Source organism: Blautia sp. JLR.GB0024 (assembly GCF_037000545.1).
Classification (GTDB): Bacteria; Bacillota; Clostridia; order Lachnospirales; family Lachnospiraceae; genus Blautia; species Blautia celeris.
The window spans coordinates 159,597-179,175 of sequence record NZ_JBANBF010000009.1 but is presented as its reverse complement, the minus strand read 5'-3'; the positions used below and the strand labels follow the sequence as shown (position 1 = coordinate 179,175).

Here is a 19,579-nt window from a genome sequence, read left to right as displayed (position 1 = left end):
TTGGGGAAGTATTGACAGTTGTGTCTGCATTAGAGTATACTTAATACAATACATTTTGTTACTTTGGGACTGTAAATTGAGAATATGAGGGATAAATTGTGGCGAACATCAGTGTACATCTTTTGGGAAGACCTTATGTTGAGGTGGACGGAGAGCGTGTGAATTTTCCATACAAGAAAGCAGAGGGATTTTTCTATTATCTCTGTGTGAAGAAGACAGCTACAAGGGAAGAAATCATATACGTGCTCTGGGGGGCAGACAATGAAAATGTGGGAAGAAAGAACCTGAGGGAAGCAGTCTACCAGATCAAAAAGCTGCTTGGCAAGGAAATCCTGGTGACAGCAGGCCATACCAGCATCTCTCTGAATCCGGAGTGTATGCCGGATATTGACTGGGACCATATCAGTGAAGAGAATATTCTGGAGAACGAGGAAGAAGGATTTCTCTCCCATTTTATGATAAAGAACAGTTATGAATATGAAGAGTGGATCACCTCCATGCAGGAGCAGTATAACCAGGCATTTATCAAATGTGCCAGGGAAAAGCTGTACGACGCGGATGCCACAAAGGATGTGGATCTGATTCAGAAATACAGCAACATTCTGTTAAAGCATGATCCCTATAATGAGAAGCTCTACTATGAGATCATGGATATCTATGCGGTGAATGGAAACTATAATATGGCGATCAAGCTGTATTACGATTTGGAGAAGGTTCTGGCAGATGAGCTGGGCGTGGAGCCGTCCCCGGAGATCAAGGAACTGTTTCACCGTATTTTCAATGTTAAGGGAAACACCACGGCGGAGTCTGCTGCCTGGAACGCGCCGTTTTTGGGCCGTACCGCTGAAATATACCAGGTCAGTGAGTGTATTGTGGGAACCGGCAAGAGCCGCCATCCCCAATGTGTGGCCATCAGCGGGGAGGACGGAGTAGGCAAATCAGCGCTTCTGGACAAGGCAAAACAGATGGTGCGGGGCTATCAGATGATTCCATTGTATGCTGCCTGCTACCGGGAGGAGTCGGAATTTTTCCTGCGCCCCTGGAATGACATATTCTGGGAGGTGGAGCAGTGTGTGGAGAACGGACTGCTGGAGCGCTCCATCACAGAGGAGGAGCAGGCACAGCTTGACCGTTTCTTTAAGGGAAGCATCCTGGGGGATGAGAAGCCGCTGGGCAGGCTGACATATCAGCTTATGGAAAAAGCCATCCTGGACATGTTCCGCAAAATCGTGGAAAAGCACAAGGTAGTGCTGTTCTTTGACGATATCCAGTGGATGGATGCCATGAGCTTCCAGCTTCTGAACAGGATTCTTTTGACGCTTGGCACAGAGCGGATCCTTCTCATGTGTACTTATAACCAGAACAATGATGTGGAGGTTATGGAATCCCTGGAGAAGCTCATGAAGAAGGATTATCTCCATGTTATTTCTCTGAATCCCTTTACGGAGGAGGAGACCATGGAGCTGCTCCACAAATATCTGCCGGAGCTTAACGGGGATGAGCAGAAGCTCAGGAGTATATTCCAGATGACTGACGGAAATGCATTTTTCCTGATGGAGCTGGTGAATCTGATAAAGGAAAAGGGATATACCCTGGAAAAATCCCAGAAGACCAACAATGTGATCAAAGCAAGGCTTGCAGGCCTGCCGGAGACGGAAAATGAAGTGCTGGACTGCATGAGCATGTTCCCTGAGAAGATCAGCATTGAGGAGATAGAGCTGCTGCTTCCGAAGATGGATAGGCTGACCCTGGTCCGTATTCTTGAAAAGCTGCAGGAGCGTCATCTGATCAAGGAAATACTTGTCGGCTGGAATGTGTACTATAAATTTGAACATCAGGTCTTCCGGCAGTTCATATACGAGCGCCAGAGTGAGGGAAAGAAGCGCATGTACCATCAGATGCTGGCAGAGTATTATGAGTCAAAGGCTGAGGGGAAGAAAAATTTTGGGTATCTTCCAATGACGATTCACCACTATGAGAAGTGCCATAACATGGTGAAAGCGTATCAATATAAGATTAAATATCTGAAAGAGTATTATACGATTGTCAATGAGAACTTTCCTGTACTTCATTGGGAGATGGAATATGGCGACGACAATTACGGAGTAACCTTTGAGGCCAATGAACTTCTTGAACTGGCTCAGAAGGTGATCCAGTTTGACGAGGATTCTCATCAGCTGCAGGAAATGAAAAAGGAAATGTACTATGTCAAGGGCCGTTTTGACATCGCTGTGGGAGATTACGCATCCGGTATCCGCAATATTGAGGAGAGCATGAAGCTGGCTGAGATGCTGGAGGATAAGAAATCTCTTCTGAATAATTTCAAGCAGATGATTTTCTACGGGATCCAAGTGGAAGACCTGGAGCTGGTGAAAAAATATGTGGACGAGGGCCTGTCCCTGATCAATGTGCAGGAACCGGACGAGAGAGGTGCTTTCATGAGGCTGAGAGGCTGGTATCTGCTCCATGAGGGCAGATATGAGGAGGCCCGCCAGACGCTCACAGAGGCCCGCCAGATATTTGAGGATTACAGTGGAAGAGATTCCCGCTATATTATGAGCATTGCGGCGTGTTATAATTATATCGGGGATGCCTGCCGTGCCACCGGTGATTACCAGTCAGCACTTTCCTACTATAAAATAGCCATCGAAAAAGGAACCGGCAAGGTGGTGACCAACGGACTTGGACAGTTCTATTCCAACGCGGGGCAGATCTATTACCTTCTCGGAAAGATCAAACTGGCCCAGGAGTATCTGGAACAGGCAGTGGCATGTTTTGAGCGCCATGGATATTACTGGGGACTGGAACGTGCAGAAGCGTACATGGCTTTAGTCCTTTTGGAAAAGGGAGAGGCAGAGGAAGCCAGAAAGCATTATAAAAAGGGCGTACAGCTCTCAGAAAAAATGAATAATCCGACCACTGTGAAGGTTTTAAAGGAGATCAAGAATAAGGCGGGATTCTGAGAAAAGGTTCCCGCCTTAAAAAAATATTTTAATTTAGCCTGATAACACGAAAAAATATTGTTCGCCAATGACGGAATAATGACCGTGACACGAGGAATTTGACGATGAAAGATAATTGTTAGACAATTGTGTTTGTGGATTTTGACATTTATTGACGCTTTTTTGACACGGAGGTGTGTATAATTGCACTATAAAATATAAGGAAAAGAGGGTGCGATATGAGCAATATTGTAATTACTGGTAAAGACCTCACACTGGAACAGATTGCTTTAATTTGTCGTGAGAATGTAAAAATCGAGTTAGCCGAGGAGGCAAAACAGAACATTATCGAATCAAGAAAAGTGGTTGATGACCTTGTTGCGGAAGAGAAGGTCGTTTATGGAATCACAACAGGATTTGGTAAATTCAGCGACGTTGTAATTTCTCAGGACCAGTGCAAGGCTCTTCAGAAAAACCTGATCATCACTCATGCGGTAGGTGCTGGTGATCCGTTCCCCATTGATGTTGCAAGAGGTGTGATGCTGCTTAGGATCAACAACCTGGTAAAAGGATTTTCAGGCATTCGTCTGGAGACTGTTCAGACCATGATCGATATGCTGAATAAAGGTGTGACTGCGTTTATCCCGGAGAAAGGTTCCCTTGGAGCATCCGGAGACCTGGCACCGTTATCCCATATGGTTCTGCCGATGCTGGGCCTTGGTATGGCTTATTACGAAGGAGAACTTCTTCCCGGTGCAGAGGCTATGAAGCGTGCGGGAATTCCTACGATTGAACTGTCCGCAAAAGAAGGACTGGCTCTGAACAACGGAACACAGGCAATGACAAGCGCCGGCTCCCTGGCACTGTACGATGCGCTGCAGCTTCTGAAGGTTGCAGATATCGCTGACTCTCTGTGCTTTGAGGCACAGAACGGTGTCGTGAGTGCTCTGGATCACCGTCTGCATGACGTGCGTCCTCATTCAGGACAGCTTGCAACAGCCAGAAACCTGTTAAGACTTCTGGAAGGCAGCAAGAACACTACGGTTCAGGGTGAGATTCGTGTACAGGATGCATATTCTCTGCGCTGCTCACCGCAGATTCACGGCGCCAGCAAGGATGCAGTGAATTATGTACTGGATCATGTAAATATTGAAATTAACTCTGTAACAGACAACCCGATCATCTTCAAAGAAGATAAGAATGGTATCTCCGGCGGCAACTTCCATGGACAGCCTATGGCACTGAGCTTTGACTTCCTGGGAATCGCAGTTTCCGAGCTGGCTAACGTATCTGAGAGACGTATTGAGCGTCTGGTCAACCCGGCATACAGTGACCTGCCTGCATTCCTGACACCGCACGGCGGCGTTTGCTCCGGATTCATGATCGTTCAGTATTCCGCAGCAGCATTAGTATCTGAGAACAAAGTTCTTGCACATCCGGCTTCTGTTGACAGTATCCCGTCATCCGCCGGTCAGGAAGACCACGTATCCATGGGTACCATCGCTGCCAGAAAAGCAGGAGAGATCGCTAAGAACGTAAGACGTGTTCTGGCTATGGAACTTATGGTTGCATGCCAGGGTATCGATATGCGCGGCAATAAAGGCCTGGGCAAAGGAACACAGGCTGCTTATGACTTAGTCCGCAAAGCAGTAGCCACATTAGATGAGGACCGCGAATTATACGGTGATATCAACTATTGTGAAGAAATTATTAAGGATGGCTCTCTCGTCAAAGCGGTAGAGGAGGCCCTTGGCGGAGCTATAGAAACAAAATAAATTCTTAAACTGTCCTGCAAAAAATAATTTGAGAAAAGAGGGGTAAGTCTTAATGGGAAAGAACGAAAAGAAAGAACGTACAGTTCGTCTTCCGAATTTTTTTGAAGCTATTATTCCAATTGTTGTCATGATGGCACTGATGCTTTATGGCTTCGTAGGAGGAAGCGGATACAGTGATGCCCACATGCCGTTACTGGTATCTATCGTAGTGGCCTGTATCATCGGCTGTCTCTGCGGACACAGCTTCTCCGACATGCTGGCTGGTATGTTGGACAGGCTGAGTGCTACAATGGAAGCGATACTGATTCTTTGTACAGTCGGTATCCTCGTGGCATCTTTCATTATGTCCGGTACAATTCCGGCCCTGATCTATTACGGCCTGGATTTACTGACACCTAAGCTTTTCCTGCCAATCGGCTGTATTATGTGTGCGGTTGTTGGTCTGGCATGCGGTTCTTCCTGGACTGCTACTGCTACCATTGGTATCGCCTTTTTAGGAATCGGTGCCGGCCTGGGAATCAATCCTGCTATCACTGCAGGTATGATCATCTCCGGCGCTTATGTTGGTGATAAATTCTCACCGCTTTCCGATACTACAAACCTGGCGGCAGCAGTTTCCGAAACCGGCTTGTTTGACCACGTTACGGCAATGGTTTCCACCACAGGCCCAACGTTTGTGATCGCTTTGATCTTATACACGATCATGGGTCTGAATATTGATACATCAGGATTTGACGCCTCTGTGGCAACAGATTTACAGGCAGCTCTGGCAGAAGGCTTTAACTTAAGCCCGATTCTGCTGCTTCCGATCGTTGTTATCGTGGTGGTTTGTATTATGAAAGTACCGGGACTTGTCGGTATTTCAATCTCTGTGGGATGCGGTGTTCTCTTTGCCGCTGTTTTCCAGGGTATGCACAGCTTAGGAGAACTGTTCGACGTTCTGCATTATGGTACAACATTTGAATCCACCAATGATTTAGCGAACGACCTGCTGAGCCGAGGCGGTATGGACCACCAGATGTGGACCATTAACCTGATTCTGCTGGCAGTAGCCTACGGCGGTGCGCTGGAGCGCTGCGGATGTGTAGATACACTGTTCGGAGGCCTGAAGAAGAGACTCCACTCTGTGGGAAGTCTGATTCTGGCAACACTTCTGACATCCTTATTCTGCGATGCTACCATGTGCGACCAGTTCCTGGGAATTGGTGTACCGGCTCCGCTGTATGTTGACAAATATGACGAGATGGGTCTGGGACGTAATATGCTGTCCAGGACTTTGGAGGACTGCGGTACTCTGTGGGCAGTTATGTTCCCGTGGACGGGCTGCGGCGCTTACCAGATGGGTGTTCTGGGAGTGCATCCGTTCGCATACTTCCCATTTGCGTTCGTTAACCTGCTGAACCCGATCCTGGCTGCAATCCTTGCGTTCCTGGGTCGTAACATCTTCTGGGCTGACGGTGCTTATACGAATATTTTCGGCAAAACGACAATGCGTAAACCGGCCGCTGCTCCTGCAGATAAGCACGAGCTTGCAGTGAAGAATCTGGAAGCTATGCGTGCAGCCGGCAGGGCACCCAAAGCACAGGCATAATTTATCCGTTGTTGACTGAAAGGAGTATCATTTTGAGTGTTGAGCATCTTCCCTGGGACTCTTTAGAAGGACCGATTTATCATGCAAGGGAACTGAAACCCCGTAAGCAGTGGGTAACATACGGCTGCTGGATCTTGTCCGCAGCTCTGATCATTGGAGGTATTGTGACGCCTTACCGCGTAGCCGCCGTATTTGGTGTGCTGTACATACTGACGCTGTTGATGAAAAAAGATACAGTCATTACCGAGAGGGGACTGGAGATTTTTTATCAGATGAGGATTACCACACATTATGACTTCTGGAGCTGGAAGGAGATTGTTTCCGTGATTCGGGAAGACAGAAAGCATCCGGAACTGGTGGCGCTCCATTTTGGCAGGGGCAACAGAAGTAAACGCCTGTTTTTCACAAAGGCGGATGCGAAACAGATAATGGTGCTTGCAAGAAAGAAAAACTCCAGAGCCGTGGTGTCAGATGCTGATCCGCGGCAGATGGCCGGATACAAAAAGAAGAAGTAGATATTTGTGAATATGTCCAGGAAATCTGTTTTATCAACAGGTCTCCGAATTATAGGGAAGGGAAAGTAAACTCCTCTTACTTTCCCCGGACGAGAGGCTGCGCACTTATGAATAACATAAGTGTGCAGTCTTTTTAAAAGAGATTTTTAACAAATTTTTAAATTGGACAAAAAAAGACTAGATTTATAGGAGAATATGTGATAGAATCAGTGTAATTCAGGAGATAACTGGAGAAGCTATATACAGGAGGTATAAAATATTATGAAGAAATATGTATGCGAACCATGCGGATATGAATATGACCCTGAGGTAGGAGATCCGGAAAGCGGAATTGCTCCGGGAACCTCATTTGATGACCTTCCGGAAGACTGGGTATGCCCAATCTGCGGTATGGGAAAAGATGTATTTATTGAGGCTTAATAAAAAAGGCTGCCGCGTATAACGGCAGCTTTTTTGCGGACTTAACTGTCCACCAGTTTTCCGCCGGGCAGCTTCCGGATCTCCTCCGCATCATTGTAGCTGCTCACAATCTCTTTCAGCCGGAGAATGGAGTCTGTCAGGTATTTGTCCTTGTGGTACACAAAGGAGAAATGCCGGTTCCATTCCTTGTGAGGACCTGTGAATACATACATCTCACCGTTCTGGATCTCCTTTTCCAGAAGGCGGATGGAGATGACTGCCATACAGTTGTTGATCTGTATGGCATTTTTTATGGAATCAGGGGTGCTCTCCTCAAATACGGTATGGATGTCAAGGCCATGGCGCACAATGAAATTCTCAAACAGTTCCCTGGTACCGCTCCCGGGTTCTCTTTTTACAAAGTCATGTCCGTTCAGTTCATTGATGAATAAAGTGTGGCGGCCGAAAAAGAGGTGGTTCTGTCCGCATGCCAGCACAAGCATGTCGTCAATGAGGGGAATGGATACCAGATCCCGGCTCTTGACACGGCCTTCCACGATACCCACATCCAGCTCCATATTCAGAAGTTTTTGTTCTATGATCTGGGTATTGTTCATATAAGAATAGATATCAAGGTCGGGCTGCTCTGCGCGCAGGTCCCGCACCACCCTGGAGAGGATTCCGCTGCCAAGGGTAATCGTGCCGCCGATACGGAGCTTTTCCCGGCGGTTTTCCTTCTGCATGCTCTCCTCCAGGCTTTCAAACTGGGTGACGAGCTGTTTGGCAGTGACATAGAGCTTTTTTCCATCCTCTGTGATGTAGAGCTTTTTTGACAGGCGCTCAAAGAGCAGTGTCTGGTAGTGCTCCTCCAGTTCCCGGATCGCCTGGCTGACGGAGGGCTGGGTGATGAAGAGCTGTTCTGCTGCCAGGCTCATTTTACCGGATTCTGCCACGGCCAGAAATATCTTCAAATGTCTGATGGTCATAAGACGTCTCCTTTATCATAGGTAAATCCTATTAATTATATAAAATTATATTACTTTTCTTATACATGTGCAAGTGTTATACTAATCATAAACCAAAGAGAGCAAGTTGTAACTGTTCAAATCAGGTCTGTGTATTGACTGCGTTGACCGTGCATAAGAGTAGTTACGCAAATTTGAGAAAAGAAGGTATGGGCTATGAAAGTATTGGTTATCGGCGGCGTGGCCGCAGGCACAAAGGTTGCGGCAAAATTAAAAAGAGAGAGCAGAGAGACAGAGGTATTGATTCTTACCAAGAGTGAGGATATTTCTTATGCGGGCTGCGGACTTCCTTATTATGTAGGTGATGTGATTCATGAGAGAAGCCAGTTGATCGTCAACACACCTGAGAAATTTGCAAAACTGACCGGAGCGGAAGTTGAGACAGGTATTGAGGTGACGGGTCTTGACCGTGAAGGCAGAAAAGTGACTGCCAAAGACCTGAAATCAGGTGAGACAAAAGAATATACATATGATAAACTGGTAATAGCAACCGGTGCGTCTCCAGTTGTACCGCCCCTTCCGGGACTTGATATGAAGAATGTATTTATGATGAGAACGCCTGATGACGCGGAGGCCCTCAGAAAAGCAGCGGAATCCGGCACGATCAAGCGTGCAGTGATCGCGGGCGGTGGATTTATCGGTCTGGAAGTTGCGGAGAATCTTCAGAGCCGCGGCATCCGCACCACAGTTCTGGATATGCTCCCGCACATTATGCCGGGATTTGATCCGGAGATGGCAGAGTTTGTGGAGGACCATCTGGCAGACCAGGGAATCATGACACTTCTGGATACGAAGCTGGAAGGTGTGGAAGGTGACGGGACTGTTGAGAAGGTTAAGACATCCAGAAGAGCGATCAAGGCAGATGCCCTGGTACTCTCCCTTGGTATCCGTGCAAATACAGCATTCCTGGCAGATACGGGAATTGAGCTTGCGCCAAACAGAACGGTTCTGGTAGATGACCATATGAGAACCAATGATGAGAATATTTATGCTCTCGGTGACTGCTCCATGATCACCAACCGTATGACACATGCAAGAGCATGGTCACCCATGGGTTCCTCTGCAAACATTGAAGGCAGGATCGCAGCACAGAATATTGCCGGTGCTGATGTTTCCTATCCGGGCGTTCTGGGAACGGGTGTGGTAAAACTGCCGGGACTGAACGCAGGCCGTACAGGACTTACAGAGCAGGTGGCTAAGGAAGCGGGACATGATGTGGTTTCCGTTGTAGCTGTTGTAGATGACAAGGCACATTATTATCCGGGTGCAGACTCCTTCCTGGTCAAGATGATCGCAGATAAAACGACTGGTGAATTCCTGGGAATCCAGGTATTGGGAAAGGGCGCTGTGGATAAGATGGTGGATATCGCTGTAGTGGCACTGAGCATGAAGGCCACTGTGCAGCAGCTGGAGCATCTGGATTTTGCATATGCGCCGCCGTTCTCAACAGCGATCCACCCCTTTGCGCACTGCATCAATATCCTTCTGAACAAAATGTCCGGTTCTTTAGATACCTTTACGCCGGTTGAGTTCGCAGAAGGCAAGGCAGAGGGCTACAAAGTGATTGACGCATCCCTGAAACCGACTCTGGAAGGTGTGGAATTTATGAATCTGGAGGAGATTGACGGTGAAGTGGAAGGTCATCCGAAGGATGAGAAGATGCTTCTTGTATGCGCAAAAGGTAAGAGGGCATATATGCTGCAGAACCGTCTGAGATATTACGGATACACCAATACCAAGGTTCTGGAGGGCGGAAGCACATTCAATGGAGAAGATCTGACAGAAGACTGAAGAATGATGTAAAACATAACAGCAGGAACGCACAAGACAGGCAAGACCAGAAAAGATAAAAAGTTGGAGGAAAGTAGAAATGGCAACATTAACAGTGAGCAAAGAAGATGAGAAAAGAGTAAAGGCCCTGGGCTTTTTGAACAACAAGGGAACGGATAATTTTTCCGCCAGGATCATAACCAAGAACGGAAAAATTACAGCAGAACAGCAGATATGTATTGGTGAGGCAGCAAAACTGTTCGGCAACGGCGGGGTGACATACACCACACGTCTTACCGTGGAAGTTCAGGGAGTCCCATATGAGAAAATTGATGAGTTTCGTGCCTATATCCAGAAATGCGGGCTGGACACAGGCGGTACCGGTTCTAAAGTGCGCCCTGTAGTATCCTGTAAAGGAACCACCTGCCAGTATGGCCTTCTGGATTCCTTTGGACTTTCCGAAGAGATCCATGATGAGTTTTATGTAAACTGGCATGATGTAAAACTGCCTCACAAATTTAAAATCGCAGTGGGCGGATGTCCAAACAACTGTGTGAAACCGAACCTGAATGATCTGGGTATTGTCGGTCAGCTCATTCCAAACTTTGATCAGGATATGTGCAGCGGATGTAAGAAGTGCAGCGTTGTGAAAATCTGTCCCATTGATGCTGTGAAGCTTGTGGACGGGGTCATGGAGCTTGACCGGGAAAAATGTATCAACTGCGGACGTTGTATCGGCACCTGTCATTTTGACGCCATTGAGGACGGCACCTACGGATATAAGATCTATCTGGGCGGAAGATGGGGAAAGAAGATCGCCATCGGAAAGCCTATGAGCAAGATCTTTACAACCAAGGAAGAGCTTATGAGTGTAATTGAGAAAACCCTTCTTCTGTACAGGGAACAGGGAAAGACAGGAGAACGTTTCTCTGATACGATTGAGCGTCTTGGATTTGAGAATGTGGAGGCACAGCTTCTCTCCGATGAGATTCTGGAGAGGAAAGAGGAAATCCTGTCTGCCAAACTGCACGAGGTGGGCGGAGCTACCTGCTAAGATGCCTTACCGGCTGCATAATGACAGCTATGAAAAATGTCTTTCTGCATTGACAAAAGAATTATGGATTGCTATGATTAATAGCAAAGAAACGAAGAGGGTATCTTTTACAGACACCCTCTTTTTTCTCTGCGGGCAGGTGCGGGAATGCGCTGCCCGGGGAAAAGAAAATGAAGACACAGGATACAGAGCAAAGGAGGCAGCAGCGATGAAATTTACAAAGATGCAGGGAATCGGCAATGATTATGTGTATGTGAATTGTTTTCAGGAGACAGTGGAAAATCCGTCGGAAGCGGCAAAGAAGGTCAGTGACCGGCATTTCGGCATTGGATCTGACGGGCTGATCCTGATCAAACCCTCAGAGAAAGCGGATTTTGAGATGGAAATGTACAATGCGGACGGCAGCCAGGGCGCCATGTGCGGCAACGGCATCCGTTGTGTGGCAAAATATGTGTATGATTACGGCCTCACAGACAAGACAAGGATCAGCGTGGATACGAAAAGCGGCATCAAGTACCTGGATCTGACTGTGAAAAACGGCAGAGTGGCTCTGGTGAAAGTGAATATGGGAAAGCCGGAATTCCATACGGAGAACATTCCCATGAAGCACAGAAAAGAAAAGGTCATCCGTGAGCCGTTGGCTGTGAAGCAGCAGGTCTATGAGGTGACTGCAGTATCCATGGGAAACCCCCATGCGGTGGTGTTCATGGAGGATGTGAAAGGACTGGATATTAAGGAGATTGGTCCTTATTTTGAGAAACACGAGGCATTTCCGGAGGGTGTCAATACAGAATTTGTCCGCGTTTTAGATGAGAAGACTGTGGAGATGCGGGTCTGGGAAAGAGGCAGCGGGGAGACCCTGGCCTGCGGGACAGGAGCCTGTGCTGTGGCGGCAGCCTGTGTGATGAACGGATATACAGAGGAGGAGGTAACGGTAAAACTGCTGGGCGGTGACCTGAAGATTTTCTGGGACAGAAAAGAGGACACCATCTACATGACAGGTCCTGCGGAAGTGGTTTTTGACGGTACGATCGAACTATGAGATTTCGTATGACAACAGAGGACAAGCGCTTCTACGGAAATGTGATGCGGCTTGTCATGCCTATGGCACTTCAGAACCTGATCAACGTGGGGGTTACCTCCACGGACGTGATTATGCTGGGAAGAGTGGGAGAGACAGCGCTTTCCGGCGTTTCCCTGGCGAACCAGGTATATTTTATCCTGTCCCTGATCTTCTTCGGACTGACCTCAGGGGCCTGTGTGCTGACTGCCCAGTATTGGGGAAAGCAGGATACCCGGACCATTGAGAAGGTCATGGGCATGTCCTTCCGCATAGCGATCCTGTCCGCCGCGGTATTCACGGCGCTGGCGCTGTGCGTGCCGGATCTGCTGATGCGGATCTTCACCTCAGACGAGGCGATCATTGCGGAGGGTGTGAGCTATCTTCGGATCGTGGCGTTTTCCTACATACTTGCAGCGTTTACCAATGTATATCTGAATATTATCAGGAGTATTGAGCGTGTAGTGATCGCGACGGTGGTATATGCCACATCCCTGTCCGTCAATATTATCCTCAATGCGGTTTTTATTTTCGGTCTTCTGGGCGCTCCCGCCCTGGGGGCTGCAGGTGCGGCTATCGGCACGCTGTGCGCGAGAGCTGTTGAGGTCATTATTGTCGTATATTATGCCCGGAAGAAAAATGATGTAGTGCGCATCCGCATAAAGGATATGTTCAAAAGATACAAATGGCTGGAAAAAGACTTTTTCGTGTATGCCTTCCCTGTGCTTCTCAATGAGTTTGCCTGGGGCGCAGGCATGGCTGCCATCTCGTCCATTGTGGGGCATCTGGGCAGCGCGTCTGTGGCTGCTCATTCCGTGGCACAGGTGTGCAGACAGTTGTCCATGGTCATTGCATTCGGTATCTCCAACGCCACTGCCATCATGATAGGCAAGGCGATCGGGGAGAAGAAAGAGGCGCTTGCCAGGGATTACGGCAGCCGGTTTGCAAAGCTTTCCCTTCTGTTCGGAGCAGCGGGTGGTATCCTGATCCTTGTGATCTCACCCTTTGTGTGCAATATGCTGAAACTGACGCCTCTGGCGAAATCCTATCTCCAGGTCATGATGGTGATCATGTCCTACTATGTGGTGGGACAGTCCTTCAACTCCACTTTGGTGGTAGGCGTGTTCAGAGCCGGGGGAGACACTATGTTCGGGCTGTTTCTGGACGTGGGAATCATGTGGCTGTGCTCCATTTTCGCTGCGGCTGTGGCGGCCTTTGTGATACACGTACCCATGCCATGGGTTTACATAATCCTGTGCAGCGATGAGGTGATCAAAGTGCCGTTTTCCTGGAAGCGATATAAAAGTTATAAATGGCTGAATAATATTACGAGATAAAAAATATTGAAGCCTCAAGGCTTTCGTGGGGATATTGGATTAAATTCATCTGGATTTTGTGCAATATTCCCACTTCCCTTTCAGAAAGAAACATGATATACTTTGTGATACAAAATCTGGTAATAACAAAAGAATAAAATAATAAGTGACACAAGATGTAGTGCTGCAATGAGGTGAAGGCAATGATTTATGTAATTAAGAAAGATGGAACAAAAGAAGAATTTGACGTTCAGAAAATAGTCAGGGCAGTCAATAAATCCGCGGAAAGGATCATGTACAGTTTTACGGAGAAGGAGATTGATTTCCTGTGCAGATATGCCACAGACAAGGCGGAATCCCTGGGGAAGAAAGAAATTACGATCCAGGAAATGCACAATATTGTGGAGGGGGCTTTGGAGCAGGTAAACCCTGCGGTTGCCAAGAGTTACCGGGATTACAGAAATTATAAGCATGATTTTATCCACATGATGGACGAGGTCTATACCAAGAGCCAGTCTATCCGCTATATCGGGGACAAGAGCAATGCAAACACAGACAGTGCGCTGGTTGCAACCAAGAGAAGCCTGATATTCAATGAACTGAACAAGGAACTTTACCGGAAATTCTTTATGAACCGCAATGAGCTGCAGGCATGCAAGGACGGCTATATTTATATTCATGACCAGTCTGCAAGGCTGGATACCATGAACTGCTGTCTCTTTGACGTGGCAAATGTGTTAAAGGGCGGATTTGAGATGGGCAATGTCTGGTACAACGAGCCGAAGACACTGGACACTGCATTTGACGTTATGGGGGATATTATCCTGAGCACCGCTGCCCAGCAGTACGGCGGTTTCACGGTGCCGGAGGTGGATAAGATTCTGGCCCCTTATGCAGAGAAAAGCTACAGAAAATATAAAGAAGAATTTTTGAAATATGTGGACCCGGAGTGGGAGCATGCACAGGACAGGGCTGAAAAGTACGCGTATGACAAGGTACACCGCGACTTTGACCAGGGCTGGCAGGGGATTGAGTACAAGCTCAATACCGTCGGTTCCTCCAGAGGAGATTATCCTTTTGTGACTGTGACGCTGGGGCTTGGAACAGAACGTTTTGAGAAGATGTGCAGCATTTCCCTCCTCAATGTGCATAAAGAGGGGCAGGGAAAAGCGGGACACAAAAAGCCGGTACTGTTTCCAAAAATCGTCTTTCTCTATGATGAGGAAATTCACGGAGAGGGCGGCGTAAGCGAGGATGTGTTTGAGGCCGGTATTGCGTGTTCGGCAAAGACTATGTATCCGGACTGGCTGTCTATGAGCGGGGACGGCTATATTTCCAGTATGTACAAAAAGTATAAAAGGGTGATCAGCCCCATGGGATGCCGTGCCTTTTTAAGCCCCTGGTATGAGCGCGGCGGCATGACACCTGCGGATGACAAGGATGTGCCTGTATTCGTGGGAAGGTTCAATGTGGGTGCGGTCAGCCTGCATCTGCCCATGATCCTGGCAAAGGCAAGAGCGGAGAACCGGGATTTTTACGAGGTGCTTGATTTCTATCTGGAAATGATACGCCAGCTTCATATCAGAACCTATGACTATCTGGGAGAGATGAAGGCATCCACCAATCCCCTGGCCTACTGTGAAGGCGGCTTTTACGGCGGGAATCTGAAACCCTCAGACAAGATCAAACCGCTTCTGAAGCCCATGACAGCTTCCTTCGGCATCACGGCCCTTAACGAGCTGCAGGAGCTGTACAACGGAAAATCCATTCGGGAGGACGGGGCCTTTGCCCTGGAAGTACTTCAGTATATCAACAGCAAGGTGACGCAGTTTAAGGAGGAGGACGGAAATCTGTATGCCATCTACGGTACCCCGGCAGAGAGTCTCTGCGGTCTGCAGGTGGAGCAGTTCAGGAAAATGTACGGTATCGTGGAGGGTGTATCCGACCGTCCCTATGTAAGCAACAGTTTCCACTGTCATGTGACGGAGGAAATGACCCCGATTGAGAAGCAGGACTGTGAGGGCCGTTTCTGGGAACTGTGCAACGGCGGCAAGATCCAGTATGTGCGTTATCCCATAGGGTATAACACGGATGCAATCCGTGCTTTGGTGAGAAGGGCAATGGCGCTGGGATATTATGAGGGTGTGAATCTCTCTCTGGCCTACTGTGATGACTGCGGACATGAAGAGCTGGAGATGGATGTCTGCCCGGTCTGCGGTTCCACCAACCTGACGAAGATAGACAGGATGAACGGGTATCTGTCATACAGCCGCGTACATGGCGATACCAGACTGAACACTGCCAAGATGGCGGAAATTGCGGAGCGTAAATCCATGTAATGATGGCTGCCCTTTTTGGGGCAGCCTTTTTGCGCGGAATTTTGAGGTTTTGTGACGTTTTTCCATTTCCTTTTTTTTAGAATTGTGGTACGATTAATTGGATTTCGTTTTGTGCGGAAAACGGGAAAAGAGTAAGACACAGGGGAGAGAAAGGACGGAAAAACTATGAACTCTTATACTTATTTACTGGACCTGGCGCTTATACTGCTGAGCACCAAGGTCTTCGGACTGCTTACCAGAAAAGTGAGGATGCCCCAGGTGGTGGGTGCGCTGCTTGCGGGACTGCTGCTGGGACCGGCCTGTTTCGGGATACTGAAGCAGACAGAGTTTATCCATGAGGTGTCGGAGATCGGCGTGATTGTGCTGATGTTCTGCGCAGGCCTGGAGACAGATATTGATGAACTGAAAAGGAGCGGCAAGGCATCCTTTGTCATTGCGCTGTTAGGTGTGCTGGTACCGCTTGCGGGAGGTCTTGGAGTGGCCTGGTTCTTCAACAGGCCGGGCATGATAGAATCCAATGCTTCGGCAAGTATCATGCTGCAGAATATTTTTATCGGTGTTATCCTTACCGCTACCAGTGTGAGTATCTCAGTGGAGACCCTGAAAGAGATGGGCAAGCTGAACACCAAGGCCGGAAATGCCATTCTGGGTGCAGCCATTATTGACGATGTGCTGGGGATTATCGCGCTGACAATCATCACAAGCCTGGCGGATTCCAGTGTAAATGTGGTGGTTGTGTTTGCGAAGATCGTGGGATTTTTCGTGTTCGTCGGTGTGGGAGGCTATCTGCTTCACGTTATTTTTAAAAAGTGGGTGAAGGGTTACGAGAGGGATCTGCAGCGGTTTGTCATTATCTCATTTGTGATCTGTCTGCTCTTTTCCTATTGTGCAGAGAAGTTCTTCGGAGTTGCGGACATTACAGGTGCATTTTTCGCAGGTCTGATCATTACCAAGACAACGCATACCAATTATATTGCAAGGCGGTTTGGGATTTTATCCTATATTCTGCTGTCTCCGGTATTCTTTGCCAGCATCGGTATTCAGGTGGAGCTTCCTGATATGAGTCCCATGATCCTTGTCTTTGCAGTGGTTCTGGTCATCGTGGCAGTGCTCACGAAGATCGTGGGATGCGGAATAGGAGCCAAAGTCTGTCACTATAAGAACAAGGACTGTATCCGCATCGGTATGGGCATGGTGTCCAGGGGTGAGGTGGCGCTGATCGTGGCAGCAAAGGGCAACGCTGTGGGTCTGATGTCCTCCTCCCTTCTGGGGCCGGTTGTTGTGGTGGTGGTCATCACAACCATCATTTCACCTATTTTACTTAAGCTGAGCTTCAGTGAGAAGAGCGGCAAGGTGGAATATGAGCAAAATGAATATGCAAGGCTTATGGAAGAGGCTGAGGCGGCCGGAAAAAGTGATGCATCCCGTTATGTGGGCGGAAAGCAGCAGGCAAAATAGAGACGGAAGGAAGTACGACAGATGAAGCTGAATCAGGCGGATATATTGCAGAATTACCGCATAACCAGCGTTCAGGAACAGGAAAAAATCCAGCGGCGCCTGGAGGCGCTGGGAATCCTGGAGGGCACAAAGGTAGTGGTTCTGAACCGAAAGCGTAACGGTTCCACTATTATCAAGGTGAGAGGGAGCAGATGGGCGCTTGGCAATGAGATCGCGGAAGGGATAGAAGTGGAGGAGCTGAAAGGATGAAAGAGGAGATTCGTGTAGGCTTTGCAGGAAATCCTAACTGCGGCAAGACCACTTTGTTCAATGCATATACAGGCGCCAACCTGAAGGTAGCCAACTGGCCGGGTGTTACGGTGGAGAAAAAGGAAGGGGAGACATCCTATAAGGGGCAGAAGATGAGGCTCATCGACCTGCCCGGAATCTACAGCCTTACCTCTTATTCCATGGAGGAGATGGTATCCAGAAAGGTCATTCTGGGCGGAGAGGTGGATGTGATCGTAAATGTTGTGGATGCCTCAGCCCTGGAGAGGAACCTGTACCTCACGCTGCAGCTTCTGGAGCTTGGCAAACCGGTGATCCTGGCTCTTAACATGATGGATATTGTGGAGGAGCGGGGGATGGAGCTGGATCTCCACAGGCTTCCCGAGATGCTGGGCAATATTCCTGTGGTTCCGGTATCCGCCAGGAAGAGAAGCGGCCTGGATGTACTTCTCCATGCAGTAAAGCATCATTATGAGGAGCAGGTGGCTGACCCGGTTGTCACCTATAAACCGAATATTGAAATGAAGATCCAGGAGGTTTCCAGGCGTATCGCAGTGGAACATCCGGACAGCGAGAACATCCGCTGGCACAGTATTAAGATATTGGAAAATGATGAGCAGATATTTAAGGACCATCCCATTGATGTGTCCGATCTGCTTGACAGGGATTATGAAAAGCAGATCATCAATCAGAAGTATGAGTATATTGAGACTGTTTTAGAGGAGTGTGTCTTCTATAAAGGCAACAGGGAGTCCCTGACAGAGAAGGCAGACAGGGTCCTGACCCATCCCCTATGGGGTGTTCCCGTCTTCCTGGGAATCATGGCCATGGTGTTTTTCCTCACGTTTACCGTAGGGGACATAGTCAAGGGGCTGTTTGAATCCTGGATGGACCTGGCGTTTACGGTGGCGAGGAGTACATTGGTGAATCTGGGAACCGCAGACTGGCTGGTCTCCCTGATCGTGGATGGTATCATGACGGGTGTGGGCGGAATCCTGACTTTCCTGCCGAACATTTTCATATTGTTTCTGGCTCTTGCTTTTCTGGAGGACAGTGGTTATATGGCCCGCGTGGCCTATGTTATGGACGGGATCATGGGTAAGGTGGGATTGTCCGGCAAGGCGTTTCTTCCCATGGTGCTGGGATTTGGATGTACGGTTCCCGCTGTCATGGCGTCACGCACATTGGAAAACCAGGAGGACAGGAAGAAGACCATTCTTCTGACGCCGTTTATGTCGTGTTCCGCCAGGCTTCCCATTTACGTTCTGTTTGCAGATATGTTTTTTGGAAAGCACGCCATGATGGCGGCATTTTCCCTCTACGCGCTGGGACTTCTCATGGCTATAGCCATAGCACTTGTCATAGGAAAGTTGTGGAAAAGCAGTGAGAAGGCAACCCTGCTCATTGAGCTGCCTGATTATAAGGTGCCAAATGCCAGGACCATCAGGATTTATGTGTGGGAAAAGGTAAAGGATTACCTGACGAAAGCAGGTACTACGATCTTTGTGGCCTCCATTGTCATCTGGTTTATTTTAAACTATGGTATCCATGGCATGACCGCGGATGTGACGCAGAGCTTCGGCGCCCAGATCGGCAAAGTGCTGGCGCCCCTTTTAGTGCCTGCAGGACTGGGAACATGGCAGATCGTGGTGGCCCTGATCTCCGGTCTGTCGGCCAAGGAAGTGGTAATATCCAGCTTCTCCGTGCTCTATGGAGTCAACAATGTAAACTCCGTACAGGGCATGGCTGTGCTCAGTGCATCCCTGGGGTCTGTGGGATTCGGAGCCCTGAACGCCTATTCTCTGATGGTATTCTGCCTGCTGTATACACCGTGTGTGGCAACACTGGCGACCATTAAGAGAGAGACGCGTTCCTGGGGATGGACGCTGAAGATGGTATTCTTCCAGCTTCTTCTGGCCTATGCCGCCTCTGTGGTGGTTTTCCAGGCAGGAAGGCTGCTGTCCTGAAGTTTCCTAATGACAACTTTGTAAAAATAATATATAGTAGGGGTGCGGTACCGGGCTTCGCAGGAGGCTTAAGTGTGCGGCACCTCTTTTGGAACAGGAGG

General features: G+C 48.5%; 14 protein-coding genes. 13 read left to right on the top strand and 1 reads right to left on the bottom strand.

What is annotated here, in order from left to right; translation table 11 throughout:
• Nucleotides 1-98 precede the first annotated feature (98 nt).
• The 5 genes from V8Q34_RS19310 to rd all read left to right on the top strand — a co-directional run bounded on the left by V8Q34_RS19310 (nucleotide 99) and on the right by rd (nucleotide 7,243).
• Complete coding sequence (locus V8Q34_RS19310; protein ID WP_148392393.1) at nucleotides 99-2,963, top strand: tetratricopeptide repeat protein; 2,865 nt, start codon at nucleotides 99-101, stop codon at nucleotides 2,961-2,963.
• A 218-nt stretch (nucleotides 2,964-3,181) separates the two neighbouring features.
• The gene (hutH, locus tag V8Q34_RS19305) at nucleotides 3,182-4,717 is read left to right on the top strand and encodes a histidine ammonia-lyase (RefSeq protein ID WP_033143094.1); all 1,536 of its coding nucleotides are present in this window, start codon (nucleotides 3,182-3,184) and stop codon (nucleotides 4,715-4,717) included.
• Between the two features lie 52 nt (nucleotides 4,718-4,769).
• Nucleotides 4,770-6,308, top strand: coding sequence for a Na+/H+ antiporter NhaC (gene nhaC / locus V8Q34_RS19300; protein ID WP_033143095.1), 1,539 nt, complete (start codon nucleotides 4,770-4,772; stop codon nucleotides 6,306-6,308).
• Between the two features lie 32 nt (nucleotides 6,309-6,340).
• Nucleotides 6,341-6,823 carry a hypothetical protein gene (locus V8Q34_RS19295; RefSeq protein ID WP_033143096.1) on the top strand — a complete coding sequence of 161 codons (483 nt, stop codon included), beginning with the start codon at nucleotides 6,341-6,343 and terminating at the stop codon, nucleotides 6,821-6,823.
• Between the two features lie 261 nt (nucleotides 6,824-7,084).
• The gene (gene rd, locus V8Q34_RS19290) at nucleotides 7,085-7,243 is read left to right on the top strand and encodes a rubredoxin (RefSeq protein ID WP_033143097.1); all 159 of its coding nucleotides are present in this window, start codon (nucleotides 7,085-7,087) and stop codon (nucleotides 7,241-7,243) included.
• Nucleotides 7,244-7,284: 41 nt separating this feature from the next.
• On the opposite strand, the gene V8Q34_RS19285 is transcribed toward rd, so the two are convergent.
• Nucleotides 7,285-8,208: a LysR family transcriptional regulator gene (locus V8Q34_RS19285; RefSeq protein ID WP_103731635.1), complete on the bottom strand. Its 924-nt coding sequence runs from the start codon at nucleotides 8,206-8,208 to the stop codon at nucleotides 7,285-7,287.
• 195 nt (nucleotides 8,209-8,403) lie between these two features.
• On the opposite strand from V8Q34_RS19285, the gene V8Q34_RS19280 reads away from it, so the two are divergent.
• The 8 genes from V8Q34_RS19280 to feoB all read left to right on the top strand — a co-directional run bounded on the left by V8Q34_RS19280 (nucleotide 8,404) and on the right by feoB (nucleotide 19,478).
• Nucleotides 8,404-10,038 (top strand): FAD-dependent oxidoreductase, encoded by a 1,635-nt coding sequence (locus tag V8Q34_RS19280; RefSeq protein ID WP_148392388.1) that lies wholly within the window; start codon nucleotides 8,404-8,406, stop codon nucleotides 10,036-10,038.
• 79 nt (nucleotides 10,039-10,117) lie between these two features.
• Nucleotides 10,118-11,071 (top strand): 4Fe-4S binding protein, encoded by a 954-nt coding sequence (locus V8Q34_RS19275; RefSeq protein ID WP_033143100.1) that lies wholly within the window; start codon nucleotides 10,118-10,120, stop codon nucleotides 11,069-11,071.
• 208 nt (nucleotides 11,072-11,279) lie between these two features.
• The gene (gene dapF / locus V8Q34_RS19270; protein ID WP_033143121.1) at nucleotides 11,280-12,113 is read left to right on the top strand and encodes a diaminopimelate epimerase; all 834 of its coding nucleotides are present in this window, start codon (nucleotides 11,280-11,282) and stop codon (nucleotides 12,111-12,113) included.
• Nucleotides 12,110-13,468 carry an MATE family efflux transporter gene (locus tag V8Q34_RS19265; RefSeq protein ID WP_033143101.1) on the top strand — a complete coding sequence of 453 codons (1,359 nt, stop codon included), beginning with the start codon at nucleotides 12,110-12,112 and terminating at the stop codon, nucleotides 13,466-13,468. The genes dapF and V8Q34_RS19265 overlap by 4 nt, the downstream gene beginning before the upstream one ends.
• Nucleotides 13,469-13,650: 182 nt before the next feature.
• A complete protein-coding gene (nrdD, locus tag V8Q34_RS19260; RefSeq protein WP_103731633.1) occupies nucleotides 13,651-15,786 on the top strand; it encodes an anaerobic ribonucleoside-triphosphate reductase in 2,136 nt (711 codons plus the stop codon).
• 165 nt (nucleotides 15,787-15,951) lie between these two features.
• Nucleotides 15,952-17,244: a cation:proton antiporter gene (locus tag V8Q34_RS19255; RefSeq protein ID WP_227211836.1), complete on the top strand. Its 1,293-nt coding sequence runs from the start codon at nucleotides 15,952-15,954 to the stop codon at nucleotides 17,242-17,244.
• 21 nt (nucleotides 17,245-17,265) lie between these two features.
• A complete protein-coding gene (locus V8Q34_RS19250) occupies nucleotides 17,266-17,493 on the top strand; it encodes a FeoA family protein (protein WP_033143104.1) in 228 nt (75 codons plus the stop codon).
• Nucleotides 17,490-19,478: a ferrous iron transport protein B gene (feoB, locus tag V8Q34_RS19245; RefSeq protein WP_103731632.1), complete on the top strand. Its 1,989-nt coding sequence runs from the start codon at nucleotides 17,490-17,492 to the stop codon at nucleotides 19,476-19,478. Before V8Q34_RS19250 ends, feoB begins: the two co-directional genes overlap by 4 nt.
• Nucleotides 19,479-19,579: the final 101 nt, after the last annotated feature.